Genomic DNA, 16,765 nt, shown 5'->3' on the forward strand with positions numbered 1-16,765 from the left:
TCATGTCCGGCGGCGTGGTCGTACGCTCCGTTGCGTCAGGCCGGGCCAGGCTCACCGTTCCCTGGGTACGGGCCCGCCCCGGCACCGCCGGACTGGTCGACGAACGACTGGCCGGCATCGGCGGCTTCCGTGCGCTGCGGATCTTTCCCCGTACCGGAAGCGTCGTCATCTGGGCGGATCCGGACCTCCTGGACGTCGACCGGCTGATCGCCGCGCTGGAGGAAGCCCCGCCCGCATCCGCGCCCGCCAAGGAAACCAAGTCCACGCCCGACTCCTCCACCGGCGAGCTCGCCCGGCTCGTGGTCGGCGGGGCGGTCCTCGCGGTGGTGGCGCTGCGCCGGCTGCTGCGCAGGCCCCGGATCACCCTCGGCTCCACCGGATTCCTCGGCGCGGTCACGCTCTTCACCGGCCTGCCGTTCTTCCGGGGCGCATTGCGCTCGCTGCGCGGCCGCAGCAGCCCGGGGACGGACACCCTGGTCTCCGCGGCGACCCTCATCTCGCTGCTGCTGCGCGAGAACGTCGTGGCCCTCACCGTGCTGTGGCTGCTGAACATCGGCGAGTTCCTCCAGACCCTGACCCTGCGCCGCACCCGCCGCGCCATCGAGGAGCTGCTCACCATCGGCGAGGAGCGCGTCTGGCTCGTGGACGAGGGCGGCGTCGAGACCGAGGTGCCGCTCGAAGACGTCGAGCCGTTCGACGTGGTCGCCGTGTACGAGCACCACCGCATCCCGGTCGACGGACACGTCGTCTCCGGCGACGCCCTGGTCGACCAGGCCGCCGTCACCGGAGAGGCCCTGCCGGTGTACGCCCGTACCGGTTCCCACGTCTACGCGGGCACCATCGTCACCTCCGGGTCGGTCCACGTCAGGGCCACCTACGTCGGGCGCGACACCACGGTGGGCCGCATCATCAGCCGCGTCGAGGAGGCCCAGGCGGACCGGGCGCCGATCCAGACGGTGGCCACCCGCTTCACCCAGCGCTTCGTCCCGGTCTCCTTCGCCCTGGCCGCCCTGACGTACGTCTTCACACGCGACGCCCGCCGTGCCATGACGATGCTGCTGATCGCCTGCCCCTGCGCGGCCGGCCTGGCCACACCGACCGCCATCAGCGCCGCCATCGGCAACGGAGCGCGCCGCGGCACGCTCATCAAGGGAGGCACCCACCTGGAGGGCGTGGGCCGCGTCACCGCCGTCGTCTTCGACAAGACCGGCACCCTCACCTTCGGGCGGCCGCTCGTCACCAGCGTGGTCAGCCTCAGCGACAGCTTCAGCGCCGACGACGTACTGAGCCTGGCCGCCTCCGGGGAACTGCACGCCCGCCACCCCCTGGCCCAGGCCATCGTCGCCCGTACCGAGGAGCAGCACCTTCACGTACCCATCCACCAGGCCTGTGAGGTCGTCCTCGGCATGGGCATGCGCGCCGAACTGGACGGAACCCGCCTGCTGGTCGGCAGCCCGGCCCTCCTGCGCCGGCACGGCGTCGAACTCACCGACGACGCCCAGGGCTGGACCGAACGGCTGCGCGGCGGCGGCGAGACCGTCATCTGCCTCGCCCACGACGATGACCTGATCGGCATGCTCGGCGTCTCCGACGCCGTACGCGCCGGAGCCGAGACCGTCATCGGCCAGCTGCGCGACCTCGGTGTGTCCCGCCTGGTGCTGCTCACCGGCGACGCGCCGGAGACCGCGCAGGTCGTCGCCGACGCGCTCGGCATCACCGAGGTGCACGCGCACGCCCTGCCCGAGGGCAAACTCCAGCTGATCCGGGATCTGCAGGCCGAGGGCCACACGGTGGCGATGGTCGGCGACGGCACCAACGACGCCCCGGCCCTGGCCCTGGCCGACGTCGGGATCAGCATGGGCGAGCACTCCTCGCACGTGGCGCTGGAGACCGCCGACATCGCCCTCGCGGGCAACGACCTGCGCCAGGTCGCCGCCGTCGTCGAACTCAGCCGCCACACCCTGCGCGTCGTACGCCAGAACTACGGCCTCGCCATCGGCGTCAACCTGCTCGGCCTGCTGGCCGGCGCCGGGGGCTCCATCAACCCGGTCCTCGCCGCCCTGCTGCACAACACCAGCAGCATCGCGGTCGTAGGCAACTCGGCCCGTCTGGTCAGCCACACACCGCATCTGCCCCGGGTGGCCGACGACGTACTGACGCGGGCCCCGCTGGAGGACCGGCGGGTGCGCTGACCGGGATCTCGACGTGAACGGTCCGCATCGCGGCCGGGGAGCCGCAGGAGCGCCTCAGCACTCGATAATGTTGACCGCCAGACCGCCGCGCGCCGTCTCCTTGTACTTCACCGACATGTCCGCGCCGGTCTCCTTCATGGTCTTGATGACCTTGTCGAGGGACACCTTGTGGCTGCCGTCGCCGCGCATCGCCATCTTCGCCGCCGTGACCGCCTTGACCGCCGCCATGCCGTTGCGCTCGATGCACGGGATCTGCACGAGGCCGCCGACCGGGTCGCAGGTCAGGCCCAGGTTGTGCTCCATGCCGATCTCGGCCGCATTCTCGACCTGCTCGGGGCTGCCGCCGAGGACCTCGGCCAGCGCGCCGGCCGCCATGGAGCAGGCGGAGCCGACCTCGCCCTGGCAGCCGACCTCGGCGCCGGAGATGGAGGCGTTCTCCTTGAAGAGCATGCCGATCGCGCCCGCGGAGAGCATGAAGCGGACCACGCCCTCCTCGTCGGCGCCCGGCACGAAGTTCATGTAGTAGTGCAGGACTGCCGGGATGATGCCGGCGGCGCCGTTCGTCGGGGCGGTGACGACGCGGCCGCCCGCGGCGTTCTCCTCGTTGACCGCCATCGCGTACAGCGTGATCCACTCCATGGCGAGGGCCTGCGGGTCGCCCTCGGAGCGCAGCTTGCGGGCGGTGTTCGCGGCGCGTCTGCGGACCTTCAGGCCGCCGGGCAGGATGCCCTCGCGGGACATGCCGCGCGCGACGCAGGCCTGCATGACGCCCCAGATTTCGAGGAGGCCCTCGCGGATCTCGGCCTCGGTACGCCAGGCCTTCTCGTTCTCCAGCATCAGGGCGGAGATCGAAAGGCCGGTCTCCTTGGCCAGGCGCAGCAGCTCGTCGCCGGTGCGGAAGGGGTACTTCAGCACGGTGTCGTCGAGCTTGATCCGGTCCTCGCCGACCGCGTCCTCGTCCACGACGAAGCCGCCGCCCACGGAGTAGTACGTCTTCTCCAGCAGCGGTGCGCCCTCGGCGTCGTACGCCCACAGGGTCATGCCGTTCGCGTGGTACGGCAGGGCCTTGCGGCGGTGCAGGATCAGGTCCTTGTCGAAGTCGAAGCCGATCTCGTGCACGCCGAGCAGGTTGATGCGCTTGTCCGTCTTGATGCGCTCGAATTGCTCGTCGGCGGTCTCGACGTCGACCGTGCGCGGGGAGTTCCCCTCCAGGCCGAGCAGTACGGCCTTCGGGGTGCCGTGGCCGTGACCCGTCGCACCGAGCGAGCCGAAGAGCTCGGCGCGTATAGCGGCGGTGTGGGCGACGAGGCCGTCGTTCTTGAGCCGGCCGGCGAACAGCCGGGCGGCGCGCATGGGGCCGACCGTATGGGAGCTGGACGGGCCGATGCCGATCGAGAACAGGTCGAAGACCGAGATGGCCACGGGGGTACTCCTAAGGGGTTGGTAGACGCCGCTGTCTGCCGGGGGTGGTGCAGATGATCAATGGCGGGTACAAGAGCCGGGGCACCGCACTCACTGTCCAGTGTGCGCGGTGCCCCGATATTGAGTCTGTTGCGTACGGAACTACTTCAGACCAGGGTAAAGCGGGTGCTTGTCGGCGAGCGCCGTGACGCGTGCCGCCAGGGCGTCGGCGTTGTACGACGGCTTCAGGGCCTCGGCGATGATGTCCGCGACCTCGGTGAAGTCCTCGGCCTGGAAACCGCGGGTGGCCAGCGCGGGCGTACCGATCCGCAGACCCGAGGTGACCATCGGAGGCCGGGGGTCGTTCGGGATGGCGTTGCGGTTGACCGTGATGCCGAGCCCGTGGAGACGGTCCTCGGCCTGCTGGCCGTCGAGCTCGGAGTTCCGCAGGTCGACGAGGACCAGGTGGACGTCCGTGCCGCCGGTGAGGACGGACACGCCGTGCTCGGTGACGTCGGGCTGCACCAGGCGCTCGGCCAGGATGCGGGCGCCGTCCAGGGTGCGCTGCTGGCGCTCCTTGAACTCCTCCGACGCGGCCACCTTGAAGGAGACGGCCTTCGCGGCGATGACGTGCTCCAGCGGGCCGCCCTGCTGACCGGGGAAGACCGCCGAGTTGATCTTCTTGGCGAGCTCCTGCGTGGACAGGATCACACCGCCGCGCGGACCGCCGAGGGTCTTGTGCGTGGTGGTCGTGACGACGTGGGCGTGCGGCACCGGGTTGGGGTGCAGGCCCGCGGCGACCAGACCGGCGAAGTGCGCCATGTCGACCATCAGGTACGCGCCGACCTCGTCCGCGATGCGGCGGAAGGCGGCGAAGTCCAGCTGACGCGGGTACGCGGACCAGCCGGCCACGATCAGCTTCGGCTTGGACTCCTTGGCGAGGCGCTCGACCTCGGCCATGTCGACCTCGCCGGTGGCGTCGTCGACGTGGTACGGAACCACGTTGTAGAGCTTGCCGGAGAAGTTGATCTTCATGCCGTGGGTCAGGTGCCCGCCGTGGGCGAGGTTCAGACCCATGATCGTGTCGCCGGGCTTGAGCAGCGCGAACATCGCGGCCGCGTTGGCCTGGGCGCCCGAGTGTGGCTGTACGTTCGCGTGCTCGGCGCCGAAGAGCGCCTTGATGCGGTCGATGGCGATCTGCTCGACGACATCGACGTGCTCGCAGCCGCCGTAGTAACGGCGGCCCGGGTAGCCCTCGGCGTACTTGTTGGTAAGGACGGAGCCCTGGGCCTCCATGACGGCGACCGGAGCGAAGTTCTCCGAGGCGATCATTTCGAGGGTGGACTGCTGGCGGTGCAGCTCGGCGTCGACGGCGGCGGCGACGTCCGGGTCGAGCTCATGCAGGGGAGTGTTGAGAAGCGTCATCACGGTCCCGATCGAGGTCTCAGTTGCCGGAGGTGAGGGCGATGTACTCGTCGGAGGAGAGCAGGTCGGCCGGCTCCTCCGCGACGCGTACCTTGAACAGCCAGCCGCCCTCGAACGGGGCGGAGTTCACCAGCGACGGGTCGTCCACGACGTCCTGGTTGGACTCGACGACCTCGCCGGAGACGGGCGAGTACAGGTCGCTGACCGACTTGGTCGACTCCAGTTCGCCGCAGGTCTCGCCCGCGGTCACCGTGTCGCCGACCTCCGGGAGCTGGGCGTAGACGACGTCACCGAGCGCGTTGGCCGCGAACTCCGTGATGCCGACCGTCGCGACGCCGTCCTCGGCGGTCGACAGCCACTCGTGCTCCTTGCTGTAACGCAGCTGCTGGGGGTTGCTCATGACCTGAATTCTCCTGTACGCGGGGGAGTGCTGGTGAACGGGCAGGTTGTGCGTGGGGTCACTTCTGGCGCTTGTAGAACGGCAGCGCGACGACCTCGTACGGCTCATGCGTACCGCGAATGTCGATGCCGACACCGGAGGTGCCGGGCGCCGCGTGCGCGGCGTCGACGTATGCCATGGCGATCGGCTTGCCCAGCGTCGGGGACGGGGCGCCGGAGGTGACCTCGCCGATGACCTTGCCGTCCGCCACGACGGAAAAACCGGCGCGCGGGACGCGACGGCCCTCGGCGATCAGGCCGACCAGCTTGCGCGGCGGCGCGGTCTCGGCGCGTTCGGCGGCGGCCTCCAGGGCGGCGCGGCCGACGAAGTCGCCTTCCTTCTCGAACTTGACGACCCTGCCCAGGCCCGCGTCGAAGGGGGTGAGCGCGGTGGTCAGCTCGTGCCCGTACAGCGGCATGCCCGCTTCCAGGCGCAGGGTGTCGCGGCAGGAGAGCCCGGCGGGGACGAGACCGACGTCCTTGCCCGCCTCGGTCAGTGCCTGCCACAGCTTCTCGGCGTCGGCCGGAGCCACGAAGAGCTCGAAGCCGTCCTCGCCGGTGTAGCCGGTACGGGCGATGAGGGCGGGGACGCCGGCGACGGTGCCGGGCAGGCCGGCGTAGTACTTCAGCCCGTCCAGGTCGGCGTCGGTGACGGACTTCAGGATGCCGGGGGACTCGGGGCCCTGGACGGCGATCAGGGCGTACGCGTCACGGTCGTCCCGTACCTCGGCGTCGAAGCCGGCGCCGCGCTCGGTGATCGCGTCGAGGACGATCTGCGCGTTCCCGGCATTGGCGACAACCATGTACTCGGTTTCGGCCAGGCGGTAGACGATCAGGTCGTCGAGGATCCCGCCGTCCTCCCGGCAGATCATCGTGTAGCGGGCGCGGCCGGGGCCGACGGTGCCGATGTTGCCGACGAGTGCGTAATTCAGCAGGTCGACGGCCTGGGGACCGGTGACGGTGATCTCGCCCATGTGGGAGAGGTCGAAGAGGCCGGCGCGGGTCCGTACGGCGTTGTGCTCGTCGCGCTCACTGCCGTACCGGAGCGGCATGTCCCAGCCCGCGAAGTCGGTCATGGTCGCGCCCAGCGAGCGATGCAGCGCATCGAGGGCGGTGTGACGGGGGACATTGCTCATGTGCGGGGCTCCCAGGGCATGACAGGCGAGGACAATCCTCCCCATCTGTCATCGGAACCTGAGAGGTTCACCGAGAGCTCGGAAAAGAGCCCCGGCTTGCACCTTGGGTGGAGCCGCACGACGGCGGCTCGCTTTTCAGATCTGCCTCGCCCGCGCGGTACGGGGCCTGAGAGATTCAAGGGAGGAACTTGCTCCTTCGGCGTCCTGGGCACTGCGTACTACTGGAGTACAACTGGGTGCTTCGGACTCTCCCGCGCGGATTCAAGCGGCCGGTATGCAGTTGGCGCGCACATCATTGCACGCATCGTCCGGGAGCGGGACGCTCGGGCTGCACCCCGCAAATCGCTTGTGGCTCATTACCTTTTCTTTACACTTCTTGGGCAAGGGTGGATGACACCCGACTGGGGGAGGACGATGACGTTGCAGCAGCCTGGCGCGTACGCGGCCACGGCAGGGACCGTGCACGGCGCGGTGCCCGCACAGCACGGCGCACCGGCGAGGCAGGCCACGCGCCGGCCCGCGCCGACCGTCCGCGACCTGCGCGCACGCGCGGGCCGCAGCCCGCGCGTTCTGGGCTTCGCGGCGGGGGACGTCGTGGTCGTCTCCGGCCTGCCCGGCAGTGGCAAGAGCACGCTGATCCGGCGTACGTCCAGTGCACAGCGCCGCATCGATTCGCAGGATGTACGGGAGCGGTGGGCGGCGCGGATGCCGAGGCTGCTGCCGTACGCGCTCTACCGCCCCCTCGTCCGGGCCGCCCACTACGCGGGGCTGCGGCGCGCGCTGCGCTCCGGCGACAGCGTCGTGGTCCACGACTGCGGCACGCTCGCCTGGGTACGCCGCTGGCTGGCGCGTGACGCCCGCCGCCGGGGCGTCGCCCTGCACCTGGTGCTGCTCGACGTGACGCCGGAGGTGGCGCGGGCCGGGCAGGAGGAACGTGGCCGAGGCGTCTCCGGCTACGCCTTCGCACGGCACCGGCGGGCGGTGGCACGGCTCGTACGGGATGCGGAGCGGGGCAGGGTTCCGGTGGGGTGTGCGTCTGCGGTGCTGCTGGACCGGGATGCGGCGGGCGCGCTGACGGTGATCGACTTCCCGCCGGAGCGGTAGGGGAACAGCCCCGCAGGGCATGCCCGGGCACCGGCGTTAAGGTCGTACCCGTGGATTACCCAGACTTTCCGGCACCCGCCCATCCGCACGGCGGCGGCGGCTGGCCGGGCAACGAACTCGAAGAGGTCCTGGCCGCCTCCTTGGGCAACCCCGCCGCAGGCGCCCGCATAGTCGAGGTGCTCGGCCGCAGCCAGGTATGGGTGCCGCTGCCGTCCGGCGGCGGCCCCGACTCACCGGACCTGGATCTGCCGACCGTGGAGATCCAGGGCGCGGCGTACGTCCCCGTCTTCAGCTCCGAGCAGCAGCTCCGCCAGTGCGCCGGACCCCACATGTCCTTCGCCGTCGCCCCCGCCCGTGAGTTCGCCCGCGGCCTGCCCCCGCAGCTGGGCATCGCCGTGAACCCCGACGGAGCGGTCGGCGTGCCGCTGCCGCCGGCCGCCGTCGCCGAGCTGTGCCGGGCCGGCCGTACGCCGCTGGACGGACCGGCCGGCGGAGCCAGGGTGCGGCTCTTCGAGCCGGACTGGCAGGAAGAGCCGGTCGACTTCCTCGCCGCCGCCGCGGGGGAGTTCGAGGAGAGCCGGGTCGTGGTCACCGCCCGCAGGGTGCTCGCCAGCATCGAGGGCGAGTCCCCGACGCTCTTCGTCGGCGTAGAACTGTCGTCCTGGGAGGCCGCCGACGGCAATGCCCCGATGGACGCGCTCGGCCGGGCGCTCGGCCGGGTCCAGGTGCCCTGGCCCGTCAACCTGCTCCTGCTGGACGTCGCCAAGGACCCGGTCGCCGACTGGATGCTGGAAAGGGTGCGGCCCTTCTACACCCGCGCCTGACACCCGAGGACTCCTGCGGACTGCCAGGGGCTCCTGCGGCAAGCGTCAAGTCTGTGTCAGTGCTGCCGCTTAAGCTGGTTTGATGACCTCGCCATACGGGGGCGGTTGGTGACACGGTGGATCGAAGAGGGGCGGGACCAGGGTGAGCGCGTCAGGCACTGCGGCGGCCGGGCAGGTCGAGCACATGCTGCGCCAGGTGACACCCGGGCGGTACGACGCCTATGAGGCGCTGCTGCGCGCCCTCGCCGACCCGGCGGGCGGCCAGGTCTGGATGCTCCTCTGGCACGGCCAGGCGGGCTCGCCCGACGCGCAGTACGGCAACATGGAGATCGACGGCCTCGGTTACGCCCCGTGCGTAACGTCCGCCCAGGAGCTCGCCGCGAGCGGCTGGAGCCGGGCGTACGAAGTGATCTCCGGCCGCGACATCGCGCGCGCACTCTTCCCCGACCGCTGGGGCATCTGGCTCAACCCGCACGCCCCCGGCGGCGGCCTCGGCATCCCGTGGCTCGACCTGCGGCGCATCGCGAGCGGGCTCGACCGGATGCCCGCCGGGCCGCTGCGGCTGTCCGAACCGGCCATCGAGATCCCCCAGTTCTACGCCCTGCTCACACAGAACGCCCACCGTACGCCTGCAGTCCGCTCGCTGCGCCGCGCCTGGGTGCAGCCTGCGCTGGGGGCGCCGTATCTGGCCGTCGGACTCGACCTCTACGACACGAGCCAGCAGTCGGTGGACGCGGTGCGCACGATGATGCAGCAGTCGATCGGTGTGGTTCCCGACGGGCTTCCCGTCTCCACCGTCGCGATGTCCGACGAGTACGACCCGGTCTCCATGTGGCTGCGTGCCAACGCACGCCCGTTCTACGACCGCGAGGCGCACGCACCCGCCGCCCCCTCCTCCACCGCGTCCGGCTACGGCTACCCCGCTCCCCGCGCCTACTGACGGCCCGGGCCCCAGCCCCCCCAGCCCGTAGCCCTGCCCCAATCCACAAGGGCACCCCCATAGCCCAATTCGCCGGTTCATAACGGCTGTTGAGTGGCATGTCCGGTCTGGTGCAATAGACCACTTCTGATCCGCTGAGCCGATCACGGCGTCCGCATAACGGAAGCCCACAGGCCACATCACGGTTGCGCATCCATTGCCCGCCAGGTCTGGCGGGTGATCGCGCGCTCATTGAAGACTCCCGCAACAAGGAACGTCGGTCCTCTGTACGACCCGCTTTCCGCGTGTCAACTGCGTTTCTTTGAGCACCTTCTGCACCTTCTGCACCACATGCACCTGCGATGCGAAAAGCCGCTACAGCGGCGGGCACGGGCCGACCACCGTCGGTCGAGCCGAGAGGGGTCCCCACCACGATGACGGCACCACTGCACGACACGAGCGCGGCCGAGACCGCAGCCGTTGACGTCGCGGCCGATGTCCCGGCGAAAGCCATCGAAGGCCGTTCGCCATGGAAGATCGCCTGGGTGCGGCTGAAGCGCGACAAGGTAGCGCTGGCCGGCGGCGTGGTCGTGGTGTTCCTGATCCTGGTCGCGGTCTTCGCGCCCTTGATCGTCAGTCTCCTGGGACACCCGCCGAACGAGTTCCACGAAGACCAGATCGACCCGCTGCTCGGCACGCCGGTCGGCTCACTGGGCGGCATGAGCTCCGACTTCCTGTTCGGAGTCGAGCCGATCAACGGGCGGGACGTGTTCAGCCGTGTCGTCTACGGCGCCCGCATCTCGCTGCTCGTCGCATTCCTCGCGGCCATGTTCGCCGTCCTGCTCGGCTCGGTCTTCGGCGTCATCGCCGGCTACTTCGGCGGCTGGGTCGACGCGGCGATCAGCCGGGTCATGGACGTTCTTCTCGCCTTCCCCCAGCTGCTGTTCATCATCGCGCTGGTCTCGGTCCTTCCCAACGAGCTGTTCGGCATCACGGGAAGCGGGGTGCGGATCGGTGCGCTCATCGTCGTCATCGGCTTCTTCGGCTGGCCGTACGTCGGCCGCATCGTGCGCGGTCAGACCCTCTCGCTGAGGGAGCGCGAGTACGTCGAGGCGGCACGCAGCCTCGGCGCCGGCCGGTCGTACATCCTCTTCCGGGAACTGCTGCCGAACCTGGTGGCGCCCATCACCGTGTACACGACGCTGATGATCCCCACCAACATCCTCACGGAAGCGGCACTGAGCTTCCTGGGCGCCGGGGTCAAGCCTCCGACGGCCTCCTGGGGACAGATGCTTTCCAAGGCGGTGAGCACCTACGAGAGTGACCCGATGTTCATGGTGATCCCGGGTCTGGCCATCTTCGTCACCGTACTGGCCTTCAACCTCTTCGGTGACGGAGTGCGTGACGCCCTCGATCCCAAGGGATCGCGCTGACCGCGCCTCGCCGCACCACCGTTCGGCCACAGTGACACGCCCCTGCCGACCTGTCAGGAGGCAACCCCCCAATGGCCGGTTCCACTTCAGGAACCGCCAATCTCACGGAGGATGCGAGATCGTGACAACCAACAGCTCAACAAGGCGCAGACTGGCCGCAGGGTCGGCACTCGTCGTCGCGGCTCTGCTGGGTACCGCGGCCTGCGGAGGCGGCAACGACAACGGCGGTGACGGCGACGGCAAGGCCGCCGGGTTCAACGCCGCGACCAAGGGCATCGCGAACAAGTCGGCCAAGAAGGGCGGGACGCTCAAGTTCGCGGGCTCCCAGGACTTCGACTCCCTCGACCCGGCGCGCATGTACTACGGCTTCGCCTGGGACTTCTCCCGCTTCTACACGCGTCAGCTCGTGTCGTACGCGACCGAGCCGGGCGTGAAGAGCACCTCCCTCGTCCCCGATCTGGCCACCGGCATGGCCGAGATCAGCGACGACGGCAAGACCTACAAGTACACGCTGCGCGACGGCGTCACCTTCGAGGACGGCTCGCCGATCACCTCGAAGGACATCAAGTACGGCATCGAGCGCACCTGGGCCACCGATGTGATCGCCGGCGGCCCCGGCTACCTCAAGCAGGTCCTCGACCCCAAGGGCGAGTACAAGGGCCCGTACAAGGACAAGTCGAAGGACAAGCTCGGCCTGAAGGCCATCGAGACGCCCGACGACAAGACCATCATCTTCAAGCTTCCCAAGCCCAACGGTGACTTCGAGCAGATCCTCGCGCTGCCGACGAGCACGCCGGTCCCGCAGGCGAAGGACACCGGGGCCAAGTTCGGGCTGAAGCCCTTCTCCTCAGGCCCGTACAAGTTCGAGTCGTACACGCCCGGCAAGGGCGGCACCCTGGTGCGCAACACGAACTGGAAGAAGTCTTCCGACCCGATCCGCCCGGCGCTCCCGGACAAGATCACGGTCACGATCAGCTCCAACGCCGACGACATCGACAAGCGTCTGATCAAGGGCGACTACGACCTCGACCTGAACGCGACGGGCATGACCCAGTCCGGGCGTACCGAGGCGCTGCAGAAGCACAAGGCCAATGTCGACAACGGCCTGACCAACTTCATCCGTTACGCCGTCTTCCCCGAGACCGTGGCGCCGATGAACAACATCGACTGCCGCAAGGCGGTCATCTACGCGGCCGACAAGAAGTCGCTGCAGACCGCCCGCGGTGGCCCGCTGGCCGGTGGCGAGATCGCCGAGAACATGCTCCCCAAGAGCATCAAGGGCACCGACAACTACGACCCGTACGGTGTGCTGAAGGACCCGGGCGCGAACGTCGCCAAGGCCAAGGAACACCTGAAGGCGTGCGGCAAGCCGAACGGCTTCAAGACCACGATCTCGGTGCGGAACAACAAGCCGCAGGAGGTCGCCACCGCCGAGTCGCTGCAGGCGTCCCTCGAGAAGGTCGGCATCAAGGCCGAGATCGACCAGATCGACGGTGCCCAGTCCAGCTCCATCAACGGTTCGCCGAAGGTGGTCAAGTCCAAGGGCTACGGCATCATCATCTCGGGCTGGGGCCCGGACTTCCCGACCGGCCAGGGTTTCTCCCAGCCGCTGGTCGACGGTCGCTTCATCGTCCCGTCCGGCAACTACAACAACAGCGAGACCGACGACCCGAAGATCAACAAGCTCTTCGACGACGCGATCGCCGAGACGGACCCGGACAAGGCCGGTGAGATCTACAAGGAGATCAACCACATGGTCTCCGACCGCGCCGTCTACCTGCCGTTCGTGTACGAGAAGACGATCACCTGGCGCAGCAGCCGCCTGACCAACGTCTACACGGCCGACTCCTACAGCGGCCGCTACGACTACGTCTCTCTCGGCGTCGTCAAGTAGTTGTGATGATCCGCCGACTCCGTCACCGGACCCGATAAGCCCGAAGGGCAGGTGATGGCCGTGTGCGGCGGCCCGGGAAACCCCTCCCACCATGCAGGGGACCCGGGCCGCCGCCGGGCCGAGCACAGTGTTCGCATACCTCATCCGGCGCTTGTTCGCCGTCGTCGTGATGCTGATGGTCGTCATTCTCGCGACCTTCGCCATCTTCTTCATGATCCCGAAGCTGACGGGAACCGACCCCGCTCTGCTCTTCGTCGGCAAACAGGCCGACCCGGAGGCCATCGAGGGCATCCGGCAGAAGATGGGACTCAGCGACCCCATCCTCGTCCAGTTCTGGCACTTCCTGCAGGGACTGGTGGTCGGCCGTGACTACGCCAACGGTATTGACGTCAGCCACTGTTCGGCGCCCTGCTTCGGTTACTCGTTCCGTACCGAGCAGGAGATCTGGCCGATCCTCATGGACCGGCTCCCGGTCACGGTGTCCCTGGCGATCGGTGCCTGCCTGCTCTGGGTGATCGGCGGCGTCGCGACCGGTGTGCTCTCGGCTCTCAAGCGAGGCACGCTGTGGGACCGCGCGGCCATGAGCATCGCGCTCGGCGGCGTCTCCCTCCCCATCTACTTCACCGGCCTGGTCTCACTGGCGATCTTCAGTTACGGACTGCAGTGGATCAGCGTCGACTACGAGGGCATCACCGAGAATCCGGCGGCCTGGTTCGAGAGCCTGCTCCTTCCCTGGGTCACGCTCGCCTTCCTGTACGCCGCGATGTACGCCCGGCTCACCCGCGCGACCATGCTGGAAATCCTCGGCGAGGACTACATCCGTACCGCCCGGGCCAAGGGCCTGCGGGAACCGGTGGTCATCGGCAAGCACGCCATGCGCTCGACCATGACCCCGATCCTCACCGTTCTCGGCCTGGACCTGGGTGCGCTGGTGGGCGGAGCGGTGCTGACCGAGACCACGTTCAACCTGCCGGGTCTCGGGGACGCCGCTGTTGAGGCGATCACCGGACGCGACCTGCCGCTGATCATCGGCGTCACGCTCATCGCCGCCTTCCTCATCGTGCTCGCGAACCTCGTCGTGGACCTTCTGTACGCAGTGATCGACCCCCGAGTGAGGCTCTCGTGACCGAGCTGACCAAGACCGGCGCCGTTGGCGAGCCCGTGAGCGCCGGCACCGAAATCCCGGACGCCTTCCTCGAAGTGCGTGATCTGAAGGTGCACTTCCCGACCGACGACGGCGTGGTCAAGTCCGTCGACGGGCTCTCCTTCCAGTTGGAGAAGGGCAAGACCCTCGGCATCGTGGGCGAGTCGGGCTCCGGCAAGTCGGTGACCTCGCTCGGCATCATGGGCCTGCACACCGTCGGCCAGTACGGGCGGAGCAAGGCCCGTATCTCCGGCGAGGTCTGGCTGAACGGCAAGGAACTGCTCTCCGCCGACCCGGACGAGGTGCGCAAGCTCCGCGGCCGCGAGATGGCGATGATCTTCCAGGACCCGCTGTCGGCGCTGCACCCCTACTACACGATCGGTCATCAGATCGTGGAGGCGTACCGGGTCCACCACAATGTCGACAAGAAGACCGCCCGCAAGCGGGCGATCGAGATGCTCGACCGCGTCGGCATCCCGGAGCCGGCGAAGCGGGTGGACAGCTACCCGCACGAATTCTCCGGCGGTATGCGTCAGCGCGCGATGATCGCGATGTCGCTGGTCAACAACCCCGAGCTGCTGATCGCCGACGAGCCGACCACCGCCCTGGACGTGACCGTCCAGGCGCAGATCCTCGACCTGATCAGGGATCTGCAGGCCGAGTTCGGCTCAGCGGTCATCATCATCACCCACGACCTGGGTGTCGTCGCCGAGCTGGCCGACGACATCCTGGTGATGTACGGCGGCCGTTGCGTCGAGCGCGGCCCCGCCGAGAAGGTCTTCTACGAGCCCCAGCACCCGTACACCTGGGGCCTGCTGGGTTCGATGCCGCGCATCGACCGCGACCAGACCGAGCGCCTGATCCCGGTCAAGGGATCCCCGCCCAGCCTGATCAACATCCCCAGCGGCTGCGCCTTCAACCCGCGCTGCCCGTACGCGGACGTGCCGAAGGACGGCATCACCCGCACCGAGCGGCCGGAACTGCGTGAGGTCGGCGCCCGGCACCACTCCGCCTGCCACATGTCGCAGGAGGAACGGACGCGGATCTGGACCGAAGAGATTGCGCCGAAGCTGTGAGCGAGACAAAGGATCACGAAGTGACGATCCCTGGGCAGGCTTCCGCCGCTTCGGCCGAGCCGCTGCTGAAGGTCTCCGGCCTGGTCAAGCACTTCCCCATCAAGAAGGGGATGCTGCAGCGGCAGGTCGGCGCCGTGAAGGCGGTCGACGGGCTCGACTTCGACGTACGGCCGGGGGAGACCCTGGGTGTCGTCGGTGAGTCGGGCTGCGGCAAGTCGACCATGGGCCGGCTGATCACCAGGCTGCTCGAACCGAGCGGCGGGCGCATCGAGTTCCAGGGCGAGGACATCACGCACCTCGGTGTCGCGGCCATGCGGCCGATGCGCCGCGACGTACAGATGATCTTCCAGGACCCGTACTCGTCGCTGAACCCGCGGCACACGGTCGGCACGATCGTCAGTGCGCCGTTCCGGCTCCAGGGCGTCACGCCGGACGGCGGGATCAAGAAGGAGGTCCAGCGTCTCCTGGAGCTGGTCGGCCTCAATCCCGAGCACTACAACCGGTATCCGCACGAGTTCTCCGGCGGCCAGCGCCAGCGCATCGGCATCGCACGGGCGCTCGCGCTCAAGCCGAAGCTGGTCGTCGCCGACGAGCCGGTGTCCGCCCTGGACGTGTCGATCCAGGCGCAGGTCGTGAACCTCCTCGACGACCTCCAGGACGAGCTCGGCCTGACGTACGTGATCATCGCGCACGACCTCTCGGTCATCCGCCACGTCTCCGACCGCATCGCCGTGATGTACCTCGGCAAGATCGTGGAGCTCGCGGACCGCAAGGATCTGTACGAGGCGCCGATGCACCCGTACACCAAGGCGCTGCTGTCGGCCGTGCCGGTGCCCGACCCGAGGCGGCGCGGCGTCAAGAGCGAGCGCATCCTGCTCACGGGCGACGTGCCGTCGCCGATCTCGCCGCCCCCGGGCTGCCGCTTCCACACCCGGTGCTGGAAGGCGACCGAGATCTGCAAGACGCAGGAGCCGCCGCTGGTCGCCCTGAAGACCGGCCACCAGGTGGCCTGTCACCACCCGGAGAACGCGCCCGACCAGGCGCCGACGGGCCAGGAGAGCACGGGGGACGTCGGCAAGGAATAGAACCGGCACAATTGCCCGGTGTTCCAGGAACTCTTCACGCCCTCCGTCCAGCATGCGCTCGACCTCGCCGGGATCTTCGTCTTCGCGATCTCCGGCGCTCTGCTCGCCGTACGCAAGAACTTCGACGTCTTCGGCATCGCGGTGCTCGCAGAGGTCACCGCGCTGGGCGGGGGGCTGCTCCGCGACCTGATCATCGGGGCGGTCCCGCCGGCCGCCTTCACCGACCTGGGGTACTTCACCACCCCGCTCGTCGCAGCTGCCCTGGTCTTCTTCCTGCACCCCGAGGTGGAGCGCATCCAGGGCTCGGTCAACACGTTCGACGCGGCCGGGCTCGGGCTCTTCTGCGTCACTGGCACCACCAAGGCGTACGACCACGGGCTCGGGCTGACCGCGTCGGCGGCGCTGGGCCTGGCCACCGCGGTCGGCGGCGGCGTGCTGCGGGACGTCCTCGCCAATGAGGTGCCCTCGCTGCTGCGCTGGGACCGCGACCTGTACGCCGTCCCCGCGATGGTCGGGGCCACGATGGTCGCCCTGTGCATCCGCTTCGACGTACTGAACGCGGCGACCAGCGGGGTCGCCGTCGTCACCGCCTTCGTGCTGCGCCTGCTCGCGATGCATTACCACTGGCGGGCGCCGCGCGCCTGGAACCGGAGCTCGGCGAAGTCCGAGGACCAAGCAGAAGCTACCGCTTAGT

14 protein-coding genes and 1 riboswitch are annotated in these 16,765 nt (G+C 69.0%); of the genes, 10 read left to right on the plus strand and 4 right to left on the minus strand.

What is annotated here, in order from left to right; all coding sequences use genetic code 11:
• Nucleotides 1-2: 2 nt before the first annotated feature.
• Nucleotides 3-2,192, plus strand: coding sequence for a cation-translocating P-type ATPase (locus J7I98_RS27245; RefSeq protein ID WP_214927384.1), 2,190 nt, complete (start codon nt 3-5; stop codon nt 2,190-2,192).
• 54 nt (nt 2,193-2,246) lie between these two features.
• On the opposite strand, the gene J7I98_RS27250 is transcribed toward J7I98_RS27245, so the two are convergent.
• From J7I98_RS27250 to gcvT, 4 genes are all read right to left on the minus strand, one after another.
• Nucleotides 2,247-3,614: an L-serine ammonia-lyase gene (locus tag J7I98_RS27250; RefSeq protein ID WP_214927386.1), complete on the minus strand. Its 1,368-nt coding sequence runs from the start codon at nt 3,612-3,614 to the stop codon at nt 2,247-2,249.
• A 141-nt stretch (nt 3,615-3,755) separates the two neighbouring features.
• A complete protein-coding gene (gene glyA, locus J7I98_RS27255) occupies nt 3,756-5,018 on the minus strand; it encodes a serine hydroxymethyltransferase (protein ID WP_214927393.1) in 1,263 nt (420 codons plus the stop codon).
• Between the two features lie 19 nt (nt 5,019-5,037).
• A complete protein-coding gene (gene gcvH, locus J7I98_RS27260; protein WP_214927395.1) occupies nt 5,038-5,418 on the minus strand; it encodes a glycine cleavage system protein GcvH in 381 nt (126 codons plus the stop codon).
• A gap of 58 nt (nt 5,419-5,476) precedes the next feature.
• A complete protein-coding gene (gene gcvT / locus J7I98_RS27265; RefSeq protein WP_214927397.1) occupies nt 5,477-6,592 on the minus strand; it encodes a glycine cleavage system aminomethyltransferase GcvT in 1,116 nt (371 codons plus the stop codon).
• Between the two features lie 145 nt (nt 6,593-6,737).
• Nucleotides 6,738-6,856, minus strand: a riboswitch (glycine riboswitch).
• 150 nt (nt 6,857-7,006) lie between these two features.
• On the opposite strand from gcvT, the gene J7I98_RS27270 reads away from it, so the two are divergent.
• The 9 genes from J7I98_RS27270 to J7I98_RS27310 all read left to right on the plus strand — a co-directional run bounded on the left by J7I98_RS27270 (nt 7,007) and on the right by J7I98_RS27310 (nt 16,764).
• Entirely contained in the window at nt 7,007-7,696 is a 690-nt protein-coding gene (locus J7I98_RS27270; protein WP_214927404.1) for an AAA family ATPase, read from the plus strand.
• Nucleotides 7,697-7,746: 50 nt separating this feature from the next.
• Nucleotides 7,747-8,520, plus strand: coding sequence for an enhanced serine sensitivity protein SseB (locus J7I98_RS27275; RefSeq protein WP_214927405.1), 774 nt, complete (start codon nt 7,747-7,749; stop codon nt 8,518-8,520).
• Nucleotides 8,521-8,662: 142 nt separating this feature from the next.
• Complete coding sequence (locus J7I98_RS27280) at nt 8,663-9,460, plus strand: enhanced serine sensitivity protein SseB C-terminal domain-containing protein (protein ID WP_214927411.1); 798 nt, start codon at nt 8,663-8,665, stop codon at nt 9,458-9,460.
• A gap of 413 nt (nt 9,461-9,873) precedes the next feature.
• On the plus strand, nt 9,874-10,872 hold the full coding sequence (locus tag J7I98_RS27285) for an ABC transporter permease (protein WP_214927413.1): 999 nt from the start codon (nt 9,874-9,876) through the stop codon (nt 10,870-10,872).
• A gap of 121 nt (nt 10,873-10,993) precedes the next feature.
• Complete coding sequence (locus J7I98_RS27290; RefSeq protein ID WP_214927415.1) at nt 10,994-12,766, plus strand: ABC transporter substrate-binding protein; 1,773 nt, start codon at nt 10,994-10,996, stop codon at nt 12,764-12,766.
• Between the two features lie 127 nt (nt 12,767-12,893).
• Nucleotides 12,894-13,892: an ABC transporter permease gene (locus J7I98_RS27295; protein WP_214927858.1), complete on the plus strand. Its 999-nt coding sequence runs from the start codon at nt 12,894-12,896 to the stop codon at nt 13,890-13,892.
• On the plus strand, nt 13,889-14,986 hold the full coding sequence (locus J7I98_RS27300) for an ABC transporter ATP-binding protein (protein WP_214927417.1): 1,098 nt from the start codon (nt 13,889-13,891) through the stop codon (nt 14,984-14,986). Before J7I98_RS27295 ends, J7I98_RS27300 begins: the two co-directional genes overlap by 4 nt.
• Nucleotides 14,983-16,071, plus strand: coding sequence for a dipeptide ABC transporter ATP-binding protein (locus tag J7I98_RS27305; RefSeq protein WP_214927424.1), 1,089 nt, complete (start codon nt 14,983-14,985; stop codon nt 16,069-16,071). The genes J7I98_RS27300 and J7I98_RS27305 overlap by 4 nt, the downstream gene beginning before the upstream one ends.
• An 18-nt stretch (nt 16,072-16,089) precedes the next feature.
• Nucleotides 16,090-16,764, plus strand: a complete 675-nt coding sequence (locus J7I98_RS27310) for a trimeric intracellular cation channel family protein (RefSeq protein WP_214927426.1) — start codon at nt 16,090-16,092, stop codon at nt 16,762-16,764.
• Nucleotide 16,765 lies beyond the last annotated feature (1 nt).

Origin of the sequence: Streptomyces sp. ISL-98, from assembly GCF_018614055.1 — a bacterium.
GTDB classification, from domain to species: domain Bacteria; phylum Actinomycetota; class Actinomycetes; order Streptomycetales; family Streptomycetaceae; genus Streptomyces; species Streptomyces spiramyceticus.

Coding starts and splice junctions, on each gene's coding strand:
- J7I98_RS27245 (WP_214927384.1), top strand. CDS start 3: ATGTCCGGCGGCGTGGTCGTACGCTCCGTTGCGTCAGGCCGGGCCAGG.
- glyA (WP_214927393.1), bottom strand. CDS start 5,018: ATGACGCTTCTCAACACTCCCCTGCATGAGCTCGACCCGGACGTCGCC.
- gcvH (WP_214927395.1), bottom strand. CDS start 5,418: ATGAGCAACCCCCAGCAGCTGCGTTACAGCAAGGAGCACGAGTGGCTG.
- gcvT (WP_214927397.1), bottom strand. CDS start 6,592: ATGAGCAATGTCCCCCGTCACACCGCCCTCGATGCGCTGCATCGCTCG.
- J7I98_RS27270 (WP_214927404.1), top strand. CDS start 7,007: ATGACGTTGCAGCAGCCTGGCGCGTACGCGGCCACGGCAGGGACCGTG.
- J7I98_RS27285 (WP_214927413.1), top strand. CDS start 9,874: ATGACGGCACCACTGCACGACACGAGCGCGGCCGAGACCGCAGCCGTT.